18 protein-coding genes are annotated in these 22,136 nt (G+C 47.7%); 4 read left to right on the forward strand and 14 right to left on the reverse strand.

Annotated features, from left to right (window positions below; genetic code table 11):
- Positions 1–54 precede the first annotated feature (54 nt).
- From purF to B0181_RS03015, 11 genes are all read right to left on the reverse strand, one after another.
- Complete coding sequence (gene purF, locus B0181_RS02955) at positions 55–1,575, reverse strand: amidophosphoribosyltransferase (RefSeq protein ID WP_078275996.1); 1,521 nt, start codon at positions 1,573–1,575, stop codon at positions 55–57.
- Positions 1,576–1,668: 93 nt separating this feature from the next.
- Complete coding sequence (locus tag B0181_RS02960; RefSeq protein ID WP_133141430.1) at positions 1,669–2,172, reverse strand: CvpA family protein; 504 nt, start codon at positions 2,170–2,172, stop codon at positions 1,669–1,671.
- Between the two features lie 95 nt (positions 2,173–2,267).
- Positions 2,268–3,305 carry a quinone-dependent dihydroorotate dehydrogenase gene (locus tag B0181_RS02965; protein WP_078275998.1) on the reverse strand — a complete coding sequence of 346 codons (1,038 nt, stop codon included), beginning with the start codon at positions 3,303–3,305 and terminating at the stop codon, positions 2,268–2,270.
- A 321-nt stretch (positions 3,306–3,626) separates the two neighbouring features.
- Positions 3,627–4,232 carry a methylated-DNA--[protein]-cysteine S-methyltransferase gene (locus tag B0181_RS02975; protein WP_078276000.1) on the reverse strand — a complete coding sequence of 202 codons (606 nt, stop codon included), beginning with the start codon at positions 4,230–4,232 and terminating at the stop codon, positions 3,627–3,629.
- A 5-nt stretch (positions 4,233–4,237) separates the two neighbouring features.
- Complete coding sequence (gene ftsY, locus B0181_RS02980) at positions 4,238–5,182, reverse strand: signal recognition particle-docking protein FtsY (RefSeq protein ID WP_078276001.1); 945 nt, start codon at positions 5,180–5,182, stop codon at positions 4,238–4,240.
- A 116-nt stretch (positions 5,183–5,298) separates the two neighbouring features.
- Entirely contained in the window at positions 5,299–5,538 is a 240-nt protein-coding gene (locus B0181_RS02985) for a hypothetical protein (protein WP_078276002.1), read from the reverse strand.
- 419 nt (positions 5,539–5,957) lie between these two features.
- Positions 5,958–6,422 (reverse strand): hypothetical protein, encoded by a 465-nt coding sequence (locus B0181_RS02990; RefSeq protein ID WP_143821566.1) that lies wholly within the window; start codon positions 6,420–6,422, stop codon positions 5,958–5,960.
- Between the two features lie 435 nt (positions 6,423–6,857).
- Complete coding sequence (locus B0181_RS03000; protein ID WP_078276005.1) at positions 6,858–7,247, reverse strand: hypothetical protein; 390 nt, start codon at positions 7,245–7,247, stop codon at positions 6,858–6,860.
- A 63-nt stretch (positions 7,248–7,310) separates the two neighbouring features.
- Positions 7,311–7,781: a Cys-tRNA(Pro) deacylase gene (gene ybaK, locus B0181_RS03005; RefSeq protein ID WP_078276006.1), complete on the reverse strand. Its 471-nt coding sequence runs from the start codon at positions 7,779–7,781 to the stop codon at positions 7,311–7,313.
- 6 nt (positions 7,782–7,787) lie between these two features.
- Positions 7,788–8,876, reverse strand: a complete 1,089-nt coding sequence (gene aroC / locus B0181_RS03010) for a chorismate synthase (RefSeq protein ID WP_078276007.1) — start codon at positions 8,874–8,876, stop codon at positions 7,788–7,790.
- Positions 8,877–8,901: 25 nt separating this feature from the next.
- On the reverse strand, positions 8,902–9,768 hold the full coding sequence (locus B0181_RS03015; RefSeq protein ID WP_078276008.1) for a hypothetical protein: 867 nt from the start codon (positions 9,766–9,768) through the stop codon (positions 8,902–8,904).
- A gap of 501 nt (positions 9,769–10,269) precedes the next feature.
- Between B0181_RS03015 and rpoD the strand changes: the two genes are divergently transcribed.
- From rpoD to B0181_RS03040, 4 genes are all read left to right on the forward strand, one after another.
- Positions 10,270–12,135, forward strand: a complete 1,866-nt coding sequence (rpoD, locus tag B0181_RS03025) for an RNA polymerase sigma factor RpoD (RefSeq protein WP_078276010.1) — start codon at positions 10,270–10,272, stop codon at positions 12,133–12,135.
- A 266-nt stretch (positions 12,136–12,401) separates the two neighbouring features.
- Positions 12,402–12,725, forward strand: a complete 324-nt coding sequence (locus B0181_RS03030; protein ID WP_078276011.1) for a YbeD family protein — start codon at positions 12,402–12,404, stop codon at positions 12,723–12,725.
- A gap of 174 nt (positions 12,726–12,899) precedes the next feature.
- Entirely contained in the window at positions 12,900–14,246 is a 1,347-nt protein-coding gene (locus B0181_RS03035) for an exonuclease SbcCD subunit D C-terminal domain-containing protein (protein ID WP_078276012.1), read from the forward strand.
- Positions 14,247–14,318: 72 nt separating this feature from the next.
- Positions 14,319–18,419, forward strand: a complete 4,101-nt coding sequence (locus tag B0181_RS03040) for an AAA family ATPase (protein WP_078276013.1) — start codon at positions 14,319–14,321, stop codon at positions 18,417–18,419.
- A 250-nt stretch (positions 18,420–18,669) separates the two neighbouring features.
- Here the strand turns inward: B0181_RS03040 and B0181_RS03045 are convergent, their stop codons facing one another.
- From B0181_RS03045 to B0181_RS03055, 3 genes are all read right to left on the reverse strand, one after another.
- The gene (locus B0181_RS03045; RefSeq protein WP_078276014.1) at positions 18,670–19,488 is read right to left on the reverse strand and encodes a tetratricopeptide repeat protein; all 819 of its coding nucleotides are present in this window, start codon (positions 19,486–19,488) and stop codon (positions 18,670–18,672) included.
- Positions 19,489–19,576: 88 nt separating this feature from the next.
- Complete coding sequence (locus B0181_RS03050) at positions 19,577–20,341, reverse strand: hypothetical protein (protein ID WP_078276015.1); 765 nt, start codon at positions 20,339–20,341, stop codon at positions 19,577–19,579.
- 9 nt (positions 20,342–20,350) lie between these two features.
- Entirely contained in the window at positions 20,351–21,874 is a 1,524-nt protein-coding gene (locus B0181_RS03055) for a helicase HerA-like domain-containing protein (protein WP_078276016.1), read from the reverse strand.
- Positions 21,875–22,136: the final 262 nt, after the last annotated feature.

A 22,136-nucleotide genomic window follows, 5' to 3' on the forward strand; every position in this document is an offset into this window, starting at 1 on the left:
AACCAACCACAAATTGCGGTTGGTTTTTGTTTTTGTGATTGCTTAAAGCAAACATCACACGCCAGTTATACCTGTCATGTCTACAGGCGTATCCACAGCGGTGATTTTGTTTTTGGCAGCGTCATTGCGCTTGTTTTGCAAAGCAGTCAAATACGCATCATCGATGCCGCCTGCCACATACTTACCGTCAAATACTGAGCAGTCAAAATCATCAACACGGCTGTATTTGGTGTTATTCACCGCTTCAATCAAATCGTTCAAATCTTGGAAAATCAAGCGATCTGCGCCGATGATTTCACGCACTTCTTCCACGCTGCGACCTGATGAAATCAGCTCCGCGCGCGATGGCATATCAATGCCGTACACATTTGGGAATTTCACTTCTGGCGCCGCCGAAGCAAAGAACACATTTTTTGCGCCTGCGTCTCGTGCCATTTGAATGATTTCATGGCAAGTTGTACCACGCACGATAGAATCGTCTACCAGCAGTACGTTGCGGTTTTTAAATTCTTGGGGAATGGCATTTAGTTTTTGGCGCACAGATTTTTTACGCTGACCTTGCCCCGGCATGATGAAAGTGCGACCAATGTAGCGGTTTTTGGTGAAACCTTCACGGTATTTCACGCCCAAATGCAGCGCCAATTCAAGTGCAGAGTTACGAGACGTATCAGGAATTGGAATCACCACGTCAATATTATGGTCTTCACCCCACTCTTTGATGATGCGGTGCGCCAATTTCTCGCCCATGCGCATACGCGCCTTATGCACTGAAATGTTATCAATGATAGAATCTGGGCGCGCAAAATACACATATTCAAAAATACAAGGCGTGTGCTTGACGTTTTCCACGCATTGCTTGGCGTGCAGATTATAATCCAAATCAATGAAAACCGCTTCACCCGGTGCGATGTCTCGTACAATCTCAAAACCAAGCGCCGTCAATGCCACCGACTCAGACGCCACCATGTATTCAATGCCATTTGGCGTAAGACGGCGACCATACACCAAAGGACGAATGCCATTTGGATCACGAAACGCCAAAAGTCCATGCCCTGCAATGATTGCCACCACGCCGTACGCACCTTCACAGCGGCGATACACCGCTTTTAGTGCTTCAAAAATATCATCTGGCGTCAGCGTGCTTTTGGTGAAATTTTGTAGTTCGTTAGCAAAAACATTCAGCAAAACTTCAGAATCCGAATCGGTATTTAGATGACGGCGATTGTTTTCGTACAGCTCTTTTGCCAAGGTTTCAGCATTGGTCAAGTTGCCATTATGCGCCAGTGCAATCCCGTAAGGTGAGTTCACATACAAAGGCTGTGCTTCTGCCGTGCTTGACGTGCCAGCGGTCGGATAGCGCACATGCCCAATGCCAAAATTACCCACCAAGCGCACCATGTGCTGATTTAAAAACACATCACGCACCATGCCGTTGTCTTTTCTTAGATACAAACGGTCGTCTTTTAGGGTAACAATGCCTGCTGCATCTTGCCCGCGATGCTGCAACATGGTCAAGCCATCGTACAACATCTGATTTACAGGTTCATGCGCCGCAACGCCAATCACACCACACATAATCGCTCCAAAGGGTTGAGTGGATAAAAATGCCTAAATAAAGCAAATAAAATCAATAAGATAAGTAAATTCTTCAGCTTGCGCTCTTTGCGCTTAAGCATAAGGGTTTTCAATGTGTTGCCATGCTTCGCCAAAGGCTTCTTGCAATAGCGTCTTAGCAACAGGCGCATAAGGCAGCAAACTTTGGGCAAGCATGGATTCTTGCCACACAGGCAATGACACAAGCAAAGGCGATGCAATGCTCAGCACAATCAACACCTTAAACACGCCAACCAGCGCACCGAGCGCACCGCCTGCCAAGCGATTAATAAATCCTAATTTCATCGCCTTTAAGGTGCTGGCAATGAATGCCGTAGCCAAATGCACCACTGCCACCACGCCTACCGCCACCAATAAAAATGCCGCTGCCGTCTGCAACACTGGATTATCCAGCACGCCCACAAAAAATACCGACAAGTCTTTTGCCGTCTTTGATGCAATAATAAGCGCCAGCACCCACGCCACAAGTCTTGCAGCGGTTTTTAGTGCGCCAGCTTGAAAGCCGCGCCACAAACCCACAAGCACCATCGCACTGATGGCAATGTCTAATAAACTCACGTCAAATCACCGCAAAATTTCAAGCCAGTATTTTAACATCGCATTGGCAAAGTATTTCAAATCTGTGCAAATTATGTTTGAAACCGTCTTTAAAATCAAAGACTTGCCTGCTTATCCAAAAATCCTGCGATGGACTGTACGCAGTCGCTCACAAGTGCTGGGCCTTTATAAATCAAGCCAGAATACACTTGCACTGCTTTTGCGCCTGCTTCTAGTTTTTTGACCGCCGCTGCGCCATCGTCAATGCCGCCCACGCCAATCAAATCCACGCCACTGCCCGCCAAACGCTCGGCAAACTGCGATAAAACTTTGGTGCTTTGCTGGCGCACAGGACGACCAGACAGTCCGCCTGCTTCATCGCCGTGCGGCAAATCTTCCACGCCTGCGCGTGATAGCGTGGTGTTTGTCGCAATCAAGCCGTCAATATCAAATTGTGCAACGGTGCGTGCGATTTCATCAATCTGCTCATCGTCCAAATCAGGCGCAATTTTTAGCGCCAGCGGCACATAAAATCCGTAATCATTGGCAAGTCTGCTGTGGCAAGTCTTAATGCCGTCAAGCAGTACAGACAAAGCGTCCGCCGACTGCAAACTGCGCAAATTTTTGGTATTTGGACTTGAAATATTGACCGTGATGTAGCTGGCATAAGGATACACACGCTCAAGGCAGTACACATAATCGTCCAGCGCATTTTCCACAGGTGTGATGGCGTTTTTGCCGATGTTAATGCCCAGCACGCCTTTGTATTTGGCACGCTCAATGTTGGCAATCATTTGCTCCACGCCATCATTATTAAAACCCATGCGGTTGATGATGGCGCGCGCTTCTTTTAGGCGAAACAGGCGCGGCTTGTCATTACCTGCCTGCGGGCGTGGCGTTACCGTGCCAACTTCCAAAAAGCCAAAACCAAGCTCTGATAGTGCGTCAATGTGCGCACCGTTTTTATCCAAGCCTGCCGCCAAGCCCACAGGGTTTGGCAAATGAATGCCCATGCAAGTCGTACCCAATGCCTGCTTAGAATACGCAAAACCCAGCAAACCTGCCGAATGCGCCTTGTCAAGCATGGACAGCGTGAACTCGTGCGCACGCTCAGGTTCCATGCTAAATAAAAACGGACGAAGTAACGAATACATGAACACACCCAATCAACGGCAAAAACCAAAAAGAAAATCAAAAACGAACGTTCATTATACCACATCAGCACCAAATTTAGCACCAGCAAATTTGACACCAAACAGGCGCATACTGATGAATTTTATCAATGGGTTTTTTGATAAGTTTTATAAAAACACCATCAAACAACCTTTAATAATTTTATCACACATTCATCATAAAAAATCAATCATCAAAGCGTGCGTCCACATTGTCTAGGTAAGTCATTTGAGCAAGTTATCTAAGCAAATCAGCTGGACAAATCAGCTGGATAAATCAGCTGGATAAATCAGCTGGATAAATCACACTTTGGCAAAGCGTTTTTCTAATGCCAAAAGCGCACGCTTGATTTCCACGCCGCCTGTATAACCACCCAATCCGCCATCCGCCGCAATCACACGGTGGCACGGCACGATGAGCGAAATCAGATTTCTACCATTGGCGTTGGCGCAGGCACGAAACGCACTCGGCTTGCCAATGCGCTCGGCAAGCATCTTATAACTGATGGTCTGCCCATATTCAATACAGCAAAGCTCTTGCCATACACACATTTGAAATGGCGTACCGTGCAATAAATCAAGCGGTACATCAAACGTGGTGCGCTCGCCACAAAAATACTCGTCCAGCTCATGACACACCTGCAGGGCAATAGCTTGATTGCTTGGTGCGCACGATTTTTGCTCAATCACCGCTTTTTGCGCTTCCTGTTCTAGCGTTTCTCGAGCGATAAATTCTGCGTTTTCATTGATTTTGGCAAGCAGTTTTTCGGTTTTGTCGTTATGCCAATCCAACGCCAACAGCTTGCCATCTTTGACGGTCAAGCTAATAGGCGGCAAACTGGATAAATCTACGCCAATCTGCACATTTTTCGGCACGGTATAGCGCGTGGTGATGGCGCGCTGCGTCATGCTTATCACTTATCGCCATCAAACAAAGCGTCCACAAATTCATGCGGATCAAAGGCTTGCAAATCATCAATGCGCTCGCCCACACCAATAAAGCGAATTGGAATGTCGGTATTTTGTGCCACGTTAAACACCACGCCGCCTTTGGCTGTGCCGTCCAGCTTGGTGATGGTAATGCCAGAAAGTCCAGTTACTTCGCTGAAAATCTGCACTTGATTGATGGCGTTTTGCCCTGTGCCAGCGTCCAGCACAATCATGGTTTCGTGTGGCGCACTTGGGTCGGCTTTACGCATGACACGCACCACTTTTTCAAGCTCGTTCATCAAATGCGTTTTATTTTGCAAGCGGCCAGCGGTATCAGCAATCAGCACGTCAATGCCCTTGGCGCGTGCCGATTGCATGGCATCAAAAATCACCGAAGCACTGTCTGAGCCGTGTCCTTGCGCCACCACAGGAATGCCATTGCGCTCGCCCCACACTTGCAGCTGCTCGGTCGCCGCCGCACGAAACGTATCGCCTGCCGCCAGCATGACAGACTTGCCTTCGCCTTGCAAGCGCTTGGCAAGTTTACCGATGGTCGTAGTCTTACCCACGCCATTAACGCCCACCACCAAAATCACGAACGGCTTTTTGCTCGTGTCAATCACCAAGGGCGCAACTTTCGGTGCCAAAATCTCCACCAGCTCTTTTTTAAGCGCCTTATACAAAGAATGCGAATAAATCAAATCGCCGCGCGCGGTCTGCTCGGTCAGACTTTTGATGATGCGATTGGTTGCGTCCACGCCAATGTCCGCCACCAAAAGCTGGTCTTCCACTTCTTCTAGTAGCTCATCGTCAATCTCTTTGCCGCCCACCAAAATATTCATTACGCCTTCAGAAAGCTGCTTGCGTGATTTGGTGAGTCCTGCCTTCATGCGCCCAAACCAGCCTTGGTTTACGTTGTCATCGCTCATAATCGTACTCTTTTATTTAAGATTTAAGGTTGCTAAATGGTTTCAAATACTTACTAAATTTACTAAAAACCGCTGAAAATTTCTCGTTACATCATCATTAAAACACACCAAACCCATCACAAAAGCGGCATGACAGGCACAACCACTTCTTTTTTCGGTGCGTCTTGTTCCTGCTCGGCTGGCGCTTTTTCATCTGCGGTGCGCCCAATGTCCGCACTGTTTTCGTCCGCAATGCAGTTTACATTGTCGCCTTGCGCTGGGATTTCGGTATAAGATTGCGTGCCATTGGGGCTGATGTGTTGTAGGTTTTCGTTGCTGTTGTCGGTTTGATTATTAGAATTATGATGAGTTGTCATTATGATAAGTTCCGCACGTTTATTTAAATTTATTTTAAGATATTTGTGATTGTAGTTAAAATGTCAATTTTTAGTGATGATAAAATGGCTGTTTTTGGTATTGTACCATCATTTTTATCATTGCGCCTAAGTTTCTATGTTTAGGTTTCTGTGTTTAAGTCTCTGCACCGAAGTTTTTGCGCTTAAGTTTTTACACCCAACTTTCTATATCCAAGTTTCATTGTCGGTTTTTACCGAATTTTTCACAAATAAACATTCTGTGATGATTTCGCTTGCGCTGGCAATCTTTCATCTGCCAATCTTTCACCCTTTAATAAAGCCAAGCCCTAAAAATTCAAGCGCACAAACCACACGCAAACACATTGCAAAACACCAATCCATCAAAAAACCTTCTCACCATTTGGCAAGAAGGCTTAAATTTATTGAGCTGGGCGAATGTCCACACGAATGGTATAATCCATCGTATCAGGCTTATGCTCAATGGCATCGTATTTTAGGCGAATGACGTGCCGCCCATTTGCCACCACCTTATAGCTGCCATTGGCAAAATCATGATAATAAGGGATTTCCAAATAAGGACGCATACGATCGTCCGACACCTGCACGTCCACCACATCGCCCACGTCAGGGTAGATGTAATAATCGCACGTCTTGCCAATCATGCTGTCGCGGCGCGAAACTTGCGTGCTGTCCACACGTTTTTGCACCAAGCGTGGGCAATCCGCCGAAACATTCACTCGGTGCTTCACCAAGCTATCGCCCTTTGCGCTCTGCGTCTTGACTGGGGATTGTATCGGTTCAGGCTGTACAGGCGCTGCGTGCGTATTGTCAAAATCCTCATGACAAGCCGCCAAAAAAATACCCGCCACAGCCACTGCTATCATGCTCAATTTTAAGTGGCGAAATCCTGCGTGATAGTTTGTTTGTTTTATTTGATAGCCAAAAAACCATTTCATTAAGCTCACCCCCCCCCCGCGATCCACGGAGTTCTTATAAGTAGTGCGCCGCACCGTGTGGTAAATAGTACCAACTTGCCTTCATTTGACATCATCACCGATAAGATGACACGCCAAGAAAGCCAAACTTTATTATCGATTGTACTTTTGATTGCCCTTTGTGATTTGCTGACTTTACATCAACCAATCACAAAGCCTAACTATACCACGAAATTTACAAAAATAAAACAAAAAATTACAATGGGACAGCGTTTTAGCCGCCCATTTTCGTGATTTACTTTGGGTTTTGCGTAGTTTTTATCAGCTCAATACCGCTTAAAGCAAGAAAAATCAGCGATTATTCAGTGATATGAAAAGACACACTCAAGAAACCCACTGCGCCACACAGGCTTGCAATGTGTTACTCACCGCTTTACCAACGATTTGCGTGCGTGCATTGCTGTCAAGCGCCGCCTGCGCCACTTCGTTTAGGCTTACGCTTTGTGGTGCTTTTTCGCTCACACAGCCGCACACTTCGCTTTCTAGCTTGGCTTTGCTTTCGCTGCCCATAAAGCTGGTAACGACTTTATAAGTCTGATTGGCGTTGAGCTGCGAGCGGCATTGATGATCTACCGCTTGCTTAAAAATGCTGGCAGCAATGCCTGATGCGCCTTCATTGCCTGTGGTGCTGGCACAGCCTGCCAAAAGCGTGCTTGCCAATGCACCTACCGCCAAGGTTTTTAGCGCAGTTTTGCGTGAAAATTTCTGAAACATAATACCTACCTTAAAGTGAGTTTAAAAATTGATAAAAAATAATAAAATTGGTGAAAAATGCGCTCAATCAGCGTCCACCACATCAGCAAACACCGCTGATAACACGCCTGCCAAATCATCAGGATTTAGCCCAATATCCAGCCCACGCCTACCGCCGCTGACGTACATTTTATCCAGCGTTTTGGCGTTGTCGTGAATGACTGTTTTTAGGCGTTTTTTCTGCGCGAGCGGACTGATGCCGCCCACGATGTAGCCTGTGATACGCTCAGCATCGGCAGGATTTGCCATTTGCAATTTTTTCACGCCCATCGCTGCCGCCAGCTTTTTTAGATTCAGCCGGCAATCCACAGGCAAAATCGCCACAAAATACGCACGCCCATCGGTGGCAAGCAAGGTTTTAAACACTTCATGCGCAAACAAACCCAACTTTTCCACCGCTTCTTGCCCAAAATTGGTGTTAGCAGGGTCGTGGTCGTATTCATGCACCGTATGGGCGATTTTTTGCTTTTGTAATAATTTAATGGCTGGGGTCATGGTTGGTTACTCAATCGCTGTCAGCGGCTGCACCACATCGGCATTTTGGGCGCGGTGGCGCAAATAATGGTCAAGCAGCACGATGGCAAGCATGGCTTCAGCAATCGGTGTGGCACGCACGCCCACACATGGGTCGTGGCGACCTTTGGTGATGACATCGGTGGCGTTGCCATGAATATCAATGGTTTTGCCTGCGGTGGTGATACTGGCGGTCGGTTTTAGGGCGATTGCCACACGAATGGTTTGTCCGCTACTGATTCCACCCAAAATTCCGCCTGCGTGATTGGCGCTAAAGCCATCAGGGGTCAGCTCGTCTCGGCTTTCATGCCCAAATTGCTCAGCCACCGCAAAGCCATCGCCAATCTCCACGCCCTTCACCGCATTGATGCTCATCATCGCATGGGCAATGTCGGCATCAAGACGGTCAAACACAGGCTCGCCCAAGCCCACAGGGACATTTTCGGCAAAAATTTCTAATTTTGCCCCACAGCTTGTGCCTTGCTCACGCAAAGACGTAACTAATTTTTCAAAGCGCGGCACAGCGTCTACATCACCACAAAAAAACGGGTTGTTATTGACGGTATTCCAGTCTAATTTTTCCGCCTTTTCGGTGCCGATTTGGGTAACGTGTCCACGAATGATGATGCCCAATTTTTCAGACAGATATTTTTTGGCAATCGCCCCTGCCGCCACACGCATGGCGGTCTCACGCGCGGACGAACGCCCACCGCCACGATAATCTCTAAACCCATACTTCATCGTGTAAGTGTAGTCAGCGTGATTGGGACGAAAAGTTGTGGCGATGTTGCCGTAATCTTTGGATTTTTGGTCGGTGTTACGGATAAGTAGCCCAATCGGTGTGCCTGTGGTGCGCCCTTCAAACACCCCAGAGATAATCTCCACCACGTCATCTTCTTTGCGCTGAGTGGCAAATTTAGACGTGCCGGGCTTTCTGCGGTCAAGCTCGACTTGCAAATCTTCCGCTGAAAGCTCTAAATTAGGCGGTACACCGTCCACAATCGCCATCAAACCCACGCCGTGCGACTCGCCACAGGTGGTTACGGTGAATAATTGTCCTATTGTATTGCCTGCCATGATATACACCTTTAATAAATGAAAATTATTTTTTACTTTGTTCTGTGATTTTGCCAGCAACACGCACTGCAATACCAGCACCGGGCACCAACTCGCTGGCAATGTCCGCACCCAGCTCAACAAGCATATCTCTTGTTATCAAACCACCCAACTTCTCTTTATACCATTGACCATCTTCTGTAACTTCACCTGTCAATCCATTAACTTCGATGACGCCAACTTTATCCCCAGCCGACCATATAAATTCAAAAGCAAAAACTGGCACAAAAAATAAGTGTATTTTTTCAAATACAATCTCGTCATGTAAAATCTCATGGGCGTTGATTTTTTCACCGTTTAATGTTGAACACGCTCTTTGAACAGCAATCTGCTGCGTAAGCAACGGCTTTAGCACCGTGTCATTTTCAAACGACTTCATTTCAGAAAAACGGTATTTTTGCATCAAATGCTCGAAATGCCCACGCTTTACATCTCTATCCAAACCGTCCCAATATTCATTTAAAACTATCTTACGATGACAAAACTCTTGGGCAGCTATGTCAATTCTCGCCCTGTCTCTTTGATGAGATACTTCATAATCCACACCATTGATACCGACAGATTGCACAAATGGGTTATTCATAGGCACTTGATAAATAATTTGGCTAGAATAATCAATGGATTTTACCGCCTCAATCAGCCAAAAAGGCTCATAACGACTCTCTTTTCTAGTCAAATGCACCGTATCGTCTTTTGGCCTGTTTAAGAAATTTAATTTAGCCATCATGCCAAAAGCATTTAGTTTTTTCTTTTCAGCCTGTGCCTGCGCAGCACGAAATGAATAAACTTCATCAAATACAAATAGCTTTACAGCTTCTTCTTTTATTGAAATTTCTTGATTTGTCGCCGTCATTGCTTCATCCAGTCCTCAAATTCTATAAGCCAAATACTGCCCAAAACATCAATTATCATATTGTCAATGCGATGAATGCATGTGATATGGCGTTTAATGTTCGCATTTATCAAGACCTACCAAACACCCAAAACACCGCACATCACAAATGCGCTGCCAATATAACAAAACTTTAAATTCACCTATCATACCAAACTTTCCACCTTTTGGCATGATTTTTACGTTTTAAAGGCAGATTTATCCATTTAATTTTAACAATGCGTTTAAAATTTCGCCCAAAGTTACATTAAAATCTGCCAAAAGTTGTCTAAAGTTGCATTTGAAAAATCCAGCACAAATCCCCATAAATAAACCAACATTAAAATTCCCCACAGCTTGTGGCAAATTCGCACTCTCTTTCGTGCGCTTGGGCAAGTTGTGTGGTATAATGTAAAATTTGCGCATTGCCAGTGAAGGCAGTGAGCTATCACATCATCTTTAACGTTTGCAAGCGAGTCTTTAATGAGTGAACAACAACCCATTTCGCAGTTAGCCACCCTAATCCAGCTCGGCAAAGAGCAAGGCTACCTAACCTATGCCGAAGTGAACGATCAGCTGCCCGACTCTGTTACCGAAAGCGATCAGATCGAAGACATCGTGCAAATGCTGACAGACGTAGGCATTCCGATTTTTGAAGTTGCGCCTGATGATGACGAAATTCTGCTTAACGGCAGCGGCAACGATGACGAAATGGCAGCCGATGAAGCCGCTGCCGTGCTTGCCAGCGTGGAGACTGAGCCGGGGCGCACCACCGACCCTGTGCGTATGTATATGCGTGAAATGGGTACGGTGGATTTGCTGACTCGTGAAGGCGAGATTGGTATTGCCAAGCGCATTGAAGAAGGCACTCGTGAAGTGCAGTACATCATGGCGTACTGGCCGGGTACGGTGAAATTTGTGCTGGACGAATATGCGCAAGTTCACACAGGCGAGAAGAAAATTTCTGACATCGTGTCAGGATTTTTGACGCTAGAAGATGATGAATTTGACCTAAATGACGATGACGAAATCAATCTAAATCTTAAGGACGATTCGCCAAACACGCTGGATGACGACAGCGACGATGACGAAGATGATGGCGATTTGGACGCAGCTGGCGGTGATGACGATGGTGATCTTGACCCTGAAGAAGTGGCTGCACGCTTTGAAGAAATTGAAAAACTGTTTGACAAAGCACGCGCCACTCTTAAAAAACACGGTCGTGAGAGCGCCAAAACCAAGGCGGCTTATGATGAGCTTGCCACGAAGTTTATGCTGATTAAGCTAAATAACCGCTTGTCCGATCAAATCATGGCGCTCATGCGTGATGTGTATGACGATGTGCGCACCACCGAACGCAAAATCATGCGCCTTGTGATTCGTAAAGGCAAAATGCCGATTGAAGAGTTCAAAAAAACCTTCCCAAGTAACGAAACCAACGTGGAATGGCTGCCACTGCGCATCAGCGGCAAGCCAGCCTTTGCCGAAACGCTAGAAGCCGTGCTGCCTGACGTGATTCGCCTACAAGAAAAAATTCTGGCACACGAAGAAACGCTGCAAATGGACGTAAAAAGCATGAAAGCGGTGGCTCGCCAAATGGCAATCGGTGAAGCCAAAGCACGCCGTGCCAAAAAAGACATGGTAGAAGCCAACTTGCGTTTGGTAATTTCTATCGCCAAAAAATACACCAACCGCGGCTTGCAATTTTTGGATTTAATCCAAGAAGGTAACATTGGCTTGATGAAAGCGGTAGATAAATTTGAATACCGCCGTGGTTATAAGTTCTCAACCTACGCCACATGGTGGATTCGCCAAGCCATCACCCGCTCAATCGCCGACCAAGCACGCACCATTCGTATTCCTGTGCATATGATTGAGACGATTAACAAAATCAATCGTGTCAGCCGCCAGCTTTTACAAGAAATGGGACGTGAGCCAACGCCAGAAGAATTGGGCGAACGCTTAGACATGGACGAAGCCAAAGTGCGTAAAGTCCTAAAAATCGCCAAAGAACCGATTTCTATGGAAACACCGATTGGCGATGATGAAGATAGCCACTTGGGTGATTTCATTGAAGACAGCACCATCTCAAGCCCTGTGGATTCTGCCACGGCTGAAGGCTTGCGTGAAGCCACGCGCGAAGTGCTGGATAATCTCACCGAACGAGAAGCCAAAGTACTAAAAATGCGTTTTGGTATTGATATGGCGTCCGACCACACGCTTGAAGAAGTGGGCAAGCAATTTGACGTAACACGTGAGCGTATTCGCCAAATAGAAGCCAAGGCGTTGCGCAAACTTCGCCACCCAAGCCGCTCAGAGCATTTGCGCTCATTCCTTGAGAATGATTAATAAACTAAAATCATCATTGACAAACACACAAAACAGCTCGCTTTGGGCTGTTTTGTTTTTTAATAATTAACTCAGCCAGCTTTAATGCAGTAAATTGCTTAAAAGGCAGCTTAAAAGGCAACTTGAAAACAGTTCGCCTAACAATGCGCCACTTGAAAACAGCAAGTTTTACCCCATTATGAATTTTATCAAAGCGGGTTTGCCAAATGTTTTTATCAGCACAACCACGCCAAACAACCCATTAAAACCAACCATCAGGAACCTTCATGAAACTCACCAACCTAAACCGCGCGCCCACCGTCAATGCCAAACGCACCGAAATTCAAAACCCAGAATTGTGGCAATTTCCGATGGATTATCCCATCAGCATCATCGGTCACGAAGGCGAACACGACAGCCTGCGCCACGAAGTTACTCTGATTTTGGCGGAGATTTTCCCAGAATTTGATGCCGCCAGCATTCAAGTGCAGCCGTCTCGCACAGGGCGTTTTCACTCGCTGCGCCTAAAGCTGTATTTGACGCACGCAGAGCAAGTGAACCGCCTTTACACCGCCCTTGATAAAGCAAAAACCGTGCGCACTGTGGTGTGATTGCACGCAGTTTTTAAATGATGGTCTTCTAATAACCGCACCTTAAAAAATACAGCCGCTGGCTATTGCGCCAAGCGGTTGTTTTTTATAAAATTTATCAAACGATTTGCCAAGCACGCACGGTAAATCCCGCTGCTCATTTTAAACCATCACCAACTTTCAAACCTTAAAACCATGCCAACCAAATCAGCCAATCCAAAAAGCAACACCACACACCAAGCTGAAAATCTGCCGCCCAAGCCAGCTGACGCCTTGCGTGTGCTGCACACTTCTGATTGGCACATTGGCAAGCGTCTGTACCAGCAGCCGCGCTATGATGAATTTGCGCAATTTTTGACATGGCTGATTGACAGCATCAATGAACACGCGGTGGACGTGCTGATTGTGGCAGGTGATGTGTTTGACACCGCCACACCAAGCAACAAAGCCCAAGAGCTGTACTATCAATTTTTGGGCAATGTCGCCAAAAGCTGCTGCCAGCACGTCATCATCACCGCAGGCAATCACGACAGCCCAACGTTTTTAGACGCACCCAAAGACATTTTGCGCGCGCTAAACGTGCAAGTCATCGGGCAAGCGGCGGACGATATTTTTGATGAAATTTTGGTCTTGCGCGCCCCCACAAAAGCACGCACACCCCAAGCCATCGTGCTTGCCGTGCCGTATTTGCGTGATAAAGACGTACGAAAAAGCGCACGCTTTGAGCGCATTGGCGAAAAAGAAAACGAAGCCGCCCAAGGCATTTACGAGCATTATCACACGCTTGCCGCCAAAGCGGACGAACTGCGCCGCGCCTTACAAGCCGAGCACGGCAATGAAATCCCCATCATTGCCACAGGGCATTTATTCGCCGCTGGTGCCAGCATTTCTGCCAAAGATGACGGCATGCGCCAAGAAACTTATGTAGGGACGCTTGGGCAAATCAGCGCAGGCGTGTTTGCTGAATGCTTAGACTATGTGGCGCTTGGGCATATCCACGCACCGCAAAAAGTTGCAGGTCAGGAACGTATTCGCTACTGCGGCTCACCGATGGCGATGGGCTTTGGTGAAGCCAAAAAACCAAAGCAAGTGCTGCTTGTGGATTTTATCGCACGCACGCCACACGTTCACGCCCTGCCCGTGCCAGTTTTTCAAAAACTGGCGAGTATCAGCGGTGATTTGCCACACATTCACGCCGAACTTGACGCACTCATCACAGCAGGCGAGCGCATTTATGCCGAAATCATCTACACGGGCGAGACGCTTTGCCCTGAGCTGGTTAAGCTCATTCACGAACAGCTGGACGGCAGTAATGTACTGGCTTTGAGTATCAATAATCGCACACAATACCGCCACGTTTTGGGCAATCATGCCTTAAGCGATGGCACGCCCATGCAAAACTTACAAAGTCTGACACCCACAGACGCTTTTGCACGGCTTTTAACGCAAAAAAACATCAGCGATGGCGAAACCAGTGAGCTCACCACCGCTTATCAAGCCGTGCTAAACGCTCTACAAGAAGCGGACGAACAAGCCGAATAATCACAATCAAACCAAGCGCACGCCACTTTGCCGCCAAACACCGCACAACCAAAAAACCGCACAGCAAAACCCATGAAAATCCTTAGCCTAAAATTCACCAATATTCATTCGCTCAAAGGCAGCTGGCACATTGATTTTAGCGACCCTGAATTTACCACGAACGGCATTTTTGCCATCACAGGGCAAACTGGCGCAGGCAAAACCACAATTTTAGACGCCATCTGCCTTGCCATTTACGGACAAACGCCACGCATCAAATCCATCAGCAACGCCCAAAATGACGTGATGAGCCTAGACACAGGCGAATGCGCCAGCGAAGTGGAAGTGGCGATTGGCGATAAATTGTACCGTTTTGGCTGGGAGCAACGCCGTGCTGGCAAAAAATCGGACGGCAATTTACAGCCCATCAAACGTGAAATCAGTGAAATTGAGTGCTTGGGCGATGACAGCGGCAATATTTTAGAAGAAAAAGCCAGCCGCTGTGATAAACTTACCGAGCAGCTCATGCGCATGAATTTTGAGCAATTCACCCGCTCGGTCATGCTGGCACAGGGCAATTTTGCGGCGTTTTTAAAGGCGGACGCACAAGAAAAAGGGGAGATTTTAGAGCAAATCACAGGCACGGACATCTACGGCAAAATCAGCATTAAAACCCACGAAATCACGCGCGAAAAAAAGGACGCACTGACTTTATTGGAAAGTAAAATCAGCGAACAAGTGGTGATGAGCGATGATGAATTTGCCGCACTCAGCCAAGAAATCACGGATAACGAAACAAGCATAAAGCACGCCCAAAAAACGCTTGCCGCACTTGATGAAAAACTGACGGCGCACGCAAATTGGCAACGTGCCACAAACGAAATCAACAAGCACCAAGCCGACATTCACCACCACCAAAGTGCGCTTGATGAGTTTGCGGTAGATGGCGAAATTTTAGCGCAAGCTGAGCGTGCTGCTTTGATTGAGCCTAGTTATCAAGAGTGCCTACAAAAGCAAAACGAGCAGGCGCACAGCCAAAATGAAGTCAATGAGTTAAGCACTGCTTTACCAGAATTGCAGGCGAATTTTGATGCGGCAATCACTCAAAAACAGCACGCCGATGACACGCTAAAAACCGAGCAACACGCCCTACAAACCGCCCTGCCCATCATCAAAAATGCACGCACGCTGGATAATCGCTTGGCGCAGCTGCACGATAAAATCAGCCACAGCCAAGACACGATAAACCGCCAGCAAAACACCATCAACACCGCCAAAAATGCGCTTGCTGCCGCCATATCCGAGCAAAACGAGCAGCAAAATTTACTGGCGCAAATCCAAAATGAGCTTGCCAGTCTGCCTGCGCACGCAAACGCCCATCAGGATTTGGGCGTGCTGACAGGATTAAAACAAAAACTTGCGCTGCACCAAAGCCAGCTGGAAAAATCACACGCTACAATCCAAGATTTCGCGCAAGAATTACGCCAGCAAACTTACGCCATCAACGAAAAACGTGAAACGCTCAAACAGCACAAAAATCTGCGCCAAACGCTGGAAAATGATTACCACACCCTGCGCCAAGACACGCTTTCACTGCTGCAATCATTGCGCCTTGATGTCGCCTTTAATGGTGCGCATTTGGATAAACATTCGGACAATTCTTTAGATAATTTGGCAAATATCAGCCAAGCCATCACGCCTGCGCTAAAATCTTTGCACGAGCGCATGAACGCCTTGGGACGCTTGTATGACTTATCGCACCTGCTAAGCCAGCACAGCGAACGCCTGCGCACTTTGGCGGCAGAACACACCCAGCTAAACGCCCAGAAACTTACGCTCAGCACTGCACTCACCCAGCACGAACAAGATAAAGACAACATCAACGCACAAATCCTAGCGCAAAATGACACGCTGGCAGCACTTGAGCAAACGCAAACCCTGCGTCAAGAACTAGACGTGCTGCGTGCGCAATTTGCCAAATTGACACCCAATTCGCCCTGTGCGCTGTGTGGTTCGCTGACGCACCCTTATAAAGAAAATAACCATAATCCTTTTAGTCAAGCTAATGATAATGACAGCGAACAAACACAAAACGCCATTGCCCACGCCAAGCGCACACTGGATGAGCTGACAGAAAACTTACGCCATACGGACGCACAAATCATCGCCAAGCGCACCAAACTTGAGCTTTTAAACGATGAGTTTGATAAACTGCAAACGCAATTTGCCCACACGCACCAAGAAATGCGCACCACTCATCACACGCTGACCGAGCTTGCGCAAAAACAGCAGTTGCCAGAGCCTGATTTTTCGTCCGTTTCGGTGGAATTTGGCTTGAATGGTGATTTTGATTTACAAGATGGCTTTGGTTTGCAAGACAGTTTAACAGCCAATCCAGCGCACACCAAAACACCAACCGTACAAAATTTAAGCCCAGCGGATTTTGAGCAGTTGTCAGCTTGTCATATGGCGTATCAAAATGAACTTAGCGCATACGGCACGCTTGGCAATGAGATTGGCAAACTTGAAACCTTGCAAGAACAGCTTGCCAATACCGAGCGCGCACTTGAGCAAAAACACACCCAAATCACACTCACCACCCAAGAAGGCATCGCACTAAAAGAGCGCATCGCCACGCTGGAGCGCAATATTCACGGAGCTTTTGCGGACACTCGCCACATTTATGCCGAGCTGCACACGCTGTTTGGCGAGACGACTGCGCTGATTGGTGCGCACACGCCTACAGACGTCCTGCCTGCGCTGATGAACGAGCTGCAAATCGCCATGCGCACACTTGAAGCGGACACGAAGTTCACGCAGCCAGAAGACTTTGCAAAGCTGCACCAAGCATTGATTACGCCAGCAAGTCTAAACCAAGCGGCAAACACCTTGCAAAATGCGCACCAGCACATCACGAATCTTGCCAAGCACACCGACACCCTGCAACAAAAACAGCACGCACTGACGCAAACGCTTGCCAGCATTGGTGCGCACATCACGCACAGCGAAGCGCAAATCCAAGAACAAACGCTTGCCTTTAACGATGAAAAGGCTACCCTTGCCAAGCTGCAAAACGAATTTAGTGCAGTCAAGCAAGAACGCCAAGCGTTATTTGCCGAGACCGCCGATGAATTTGAACAGCGGCTGTACACCGCACAAACTTTCGCCCAAAACAAGCTGGCGCAGGCGAATGAAAAAGCGCACTTTGCCGAGCGGCAACTGCTTAGCACTAAAGAGCGGCTGGATTATGTCAAAGCGCAGCTTGCCGCCCAAAGCGCACAGCTTATAACACTGAACGACGCTTTCACCGAACAGTTGCGTACGCAAAATTTTGATGACGAAGCGCAGTTTTTATCGGCACGCCTACCCCAAAATGAGCGTGCTGCTTTGCAAACCAAACAGCAAACGCTCACGCAAAATCTTGCTCACGCCAAAGCCTTGCTTGCCACTTGGCAGACAAATATTGATGAAATTTTAGCGCAAAATCCTGAGCTAAAAACACAAAATTTTGATGAATTAAACAAACAAAAACAAGAACTTACCGCCAGTCATTACGCCCTACTTGAGCGGCAAGGCGAAGCCAAAGAACGCCATCAAAAGGCAAAAAATGAACGCGCACAAAATCAAGCCAACCTTAAATTACTTGCCGATAAAAAGCAAGATTTCACCGTGTGGGCAAAATTAAACGAACTTATCGGCTCAGCAAACGGCAAAAAATACCGCAACTTTGCGCAGGGCTTGACGCTAGAATTTATGCTGCACCACGCCAATCGCGTGCTGGCGCAAATGAGCGAGCGCTACGTTTTGACGCACAGCCGTGATGACGACAAGGGGCAGCTGGACATCAGCGTCATTGACACCGCCCAAGGCAGTGAGCTGCGCAGCACCAAAAATCTGTCTGGCGGGGAGAGTTTTGTCATTTCTTTGGCACTGGCAATGGGATTATCGCAGCTCAACAGCGAGCATACCACCATCAATTCGCTGTTTTTGGACGAAGGATTTGGCACGCTGGACGATGAGATTTTGGACACGGCGCTGTCTGTGCTGGCGTCGTTTAAGGACGAAGGCAAGATGATTGGTGTGATTTCGCACGTCGCCGCACTCAAAGAGCGCATTCCCACCCAAATTCACGTCAAAAAAAGCGTAGGCGGACGCAGCACTTTGCACGGTGCTGGCGTGGTGAATTGTGGTTAGATTGGTGGAGTGGTGTGGGTTGGTGATAATCCGTAAATTGGGCTAGGCGTAGGCTGGGTTTACGCTCGTGGTTTTAAGTTGGTTCGGAGTGAATCGTAAGTTGGGTTAGCGACAGCGTAACCCAACATTCTACGGATAAATCTCACTCTGATTGTTGGGTTTTTACTCCGCTCAACCTACCGCCCACAAACCACGCCCACCAAAAACAAAACCCATCATCACGATGGGTTTTATCTTGTGCAAAAGTATATCAGCGCCCACGCTGATTGAGCTTACGATATTCATCACAGCCTTTTTGAAAACCATTATCACACGCCTTGCCATACCATTCTTTGGCGGTGCGATAATCTTGGCGCACACCTTCGCCATTATAATACAGTGAACCCAAATTATAATGCGCCTGCGCATGATTTTGCGCCGCGGCTTTTAAATACCATTCACGCGCTTTGGCATAGTCTTGGCGTACGCCTTTGCCTTGATCATACATCACGCCAAGATTAGATTGCGCAGCTGCATCGCCTTGATTGGCGGCTTTGGTAAACCATTCTACAGCTTTTTGATAATCTTGGCGTACACCTTGACCGCTGTCATACATCAAACCAAGATTATATTGCGCAGCTGCATAACCTTGATTAGCAGCTTTGGTATACCATTCTATGGCTTTTTGATAGTCTTGGTGCACGCCTTCGCCGTTAAAATACATCAAGCCAAGATTATATTGTGCAACTGCCAAGCCTTGATTGACGGCTTTGGTATACCATTCACGCGCCTTAGTATAGTCTTGGCGTACGCCTTGCCCCTCGTCATACATCAATCCAAGATTGTATTGTGCAGCCGCATAACCTTGATTAGCGGCTTTGGTATACCATACTATAGCTTTATCATAATCCCGGTTAACACCCAAGCCGTCAGCATACATCTGACCAATAGCAGCTTGAGCTATAGCATCACCACTTTGTGCCAGCTGATAAACCGTTTGAAAATCTGGTACAAAATCTGAAGTATCATCCGCCACCGCAGGCATAGCTACTACAGCGGATAATAGCACAGCGGATAAAATACGTTTCATAAGATTTTCCTTGATTGATGATGAAATTTTAAAATGATTGGGTTTTTATTTTGCTCAATACACGCTGCAATTCAGTCTGATTTTACCATCACCCCACCACCCTTTGCCACAGCTGTTTTTTGGCATTTGGGTTTTGGCTGAGTGTCTGAATGTCAGGCAGCGTCTGCATTTCACCAAAATAGTCCACGCCATCGGCAATCTGGCTTAAAAACGCCACCGACTGCGCAATCTGCGGCGCACCGCCTGCCATCAGCTGCGCCATAAACCCCATAAAACAGCTCTGCGCCAATGCCGCACTCGTCTCGCCATGCTGCGTCAAAGGATAGCGCACATCGTGGCGCAAAAAGGCTTGGTTGGTTTTTTGGGCGTGCTTTTCCAGCGCATTCGTCAGCGCCTGCCAAGTGGGCAAATGCCCGCCCAAATGCGCCAAATCCACAATCAGCACCCACTCACCATAACGCACGCCTTGCATGGTGTAGCGAATTTTTGCTGTGTCGGATTGGTCGGTTTTTTCAGAGTTTTCAGACGCATTGGACGGCTCGGCAGATGGTTTATCGGACGCTTTGTCGGACAAACCATCAAGCGCACTTTTGGCAACCTTACCATCTTGCACCGCTTGAACGACAGGCGCACTTGGCGCAGTCGTTGCTTCGGCATTTGGCGTGGCGGTGTTATCAGTATTGTCATCGGTGATATTTGGCAAAGCAACCGAATCCATCTGCATACGGTCAAAATTACCGCACGCCATCTCTGCCAATTTCGCATCACGACTCACCCACAGCGGCACGCCAAGACTGGATAAAATATGCCGCTGCTGCAAATAGCGTTCAACACCTTTATTTGCCACGCTCATCACACTTCATCACTTAAACAAGTTTTTAATCACGCCCATCAGTCCGCGGCTAATCGCCTTGCTCGCTTGTTTATTGAGCTGGCTGCCGATGGCATCTGCCACGTTGTACGCTGCGCTCTGTCCTGATTTTTTACGTCCGCCAGTCAAGCCGCCCAAAAAGCCTTCAAGCGCGCCTGCTGGCTGTTTTTCGCTGCTTTTTGCGCTTGATGTTTGGGCTTTTGCTTGCTCGGCGGCGGCAGTTTCGGCTTCGGTTTGCGCCTCCAAGGCTTCTAGTGCTTCATAAGCTGAAAAATTATCCACCGTCTTTTCATAATGCGCAAACAGCACATCGCCACGGCACGCCGCCAGACGCTCCGCCTCGCTCAAAGGCGGCAAACGTGATGATGGCGGTGCGATATACGCACGCTCCACCATGCTGGGCGCGCCTTTGTCATCAAGAAACGACACCAAAGCCTCGCCCACGCCAAGCTCGCCAATCACCGCCGCCACATCAAGCGCAGGGTTGGCTCTAAAGGTCTGCGCTGCCGCTTTCACCGCCTTTTGGTCTCGTGGCGTAAAGGCGCGCAGGGCGTGCTGAATGCGGTTGCCCAGTTGCCCAAGAATGCTGTCTGGCAAATCCAGCGGATTTTGGGTAACGAAATACACGCCCACGCCTTTTGAGCGAATCAGCCGCACCACTTGCTCAATCTGCTCAATCAGCGCAGGCGGTGCGTTGTCAAACAGCAAATGCGCTTCATCAAAAAACAGCACGAATTTTGGGCGGTCTAAGTCGCCCACTTCTGGAAATGTGGTGAAAATCTGCGCCAAAAACCACAGCAAAAACGCACCGTACAACCGTGGCGAACGCATCAATTTTTCTGCCGCCAGCACGTTAATCACGCCTTTGCCGTCTTCGGTTTGCAGCCAGTCGTTCAAATCCAGCGCAGGCTCGCCAAAAAACTCGTTCGCCCCTTCGCTTTCTAGCTTAAGCAGCTGTCTTTGGATTGCACCAATACTCGCTGCCGACACATTGCCATAAGTGGCGCGGTATTCTTTGGCATTGTCCGCCACATGGGTGAGCAGCGCACGCAAATCTTTAAAATCAATCACCTGCCAGCCGTTGTCGTCTGCCACTTTAAAAGCAAGCGTCAAAAGCCCTTCTTGGGTGTCGTTTAAGTTTAAAAGTCTTGCCAAAAGCATTGCGCCCATTTGGCTGACGGTTACTCGCACACGAATGCCTAGCTCGCCATACACGTCCCAAAAACGCACAGGAAACCCTGACAAATAAGACGAATCCAGCCCAAACTGCGCCATACGCTCGCCCACTTTACCACCGCCATCGCCTGCCTGCAAAAGCCCTGACAAATCACCCTTCACGTCCGCCAAAAACACTGGCACGCCAGCACTGCTAAAACTCTCCGCCATTTTGCGCAGGCTGACGGTCTTGCCCGTACCTGTCGCCCCTGCAATCAGTCCGTGTCGGTTCGCCATCTTGCCAATCAGCTCAAGCGGTGTGTTATTTTCGGCGGTGTACGCCAGTGTCCATGTACTCATCGGTTACTCTCTTATGTTGTATGTTTGCTTAAAAATAAAATTAGCTGTTTTAAAAGTATGCCGAAATAAAATTATGCCAGCCTACTTTTTAGACCATCTCTCACAATAAAAATGTGCTGTGTTTTAAATAAGCTGCTTTTAAATAAGCTACTTTTGAATAAATTGCGGTTTTGGTAAGTTGTGGTTTAAAACTGCATTTTAAAAACCGTACTTTAAAAACCATGCTTTTAACAAGCTGCACCGTTAAAAGCTCGAACCAATT

The sequence above is a fragment of the Moraxella caviae genome, assembly GCF_002014985.1.
Classification (GTDB): Bacteria; Pseudomonadota; Gammaproteobacteria; order Pseudomonadales; family Moraxellaceae; genus Moraxella; species Moraxella caviae.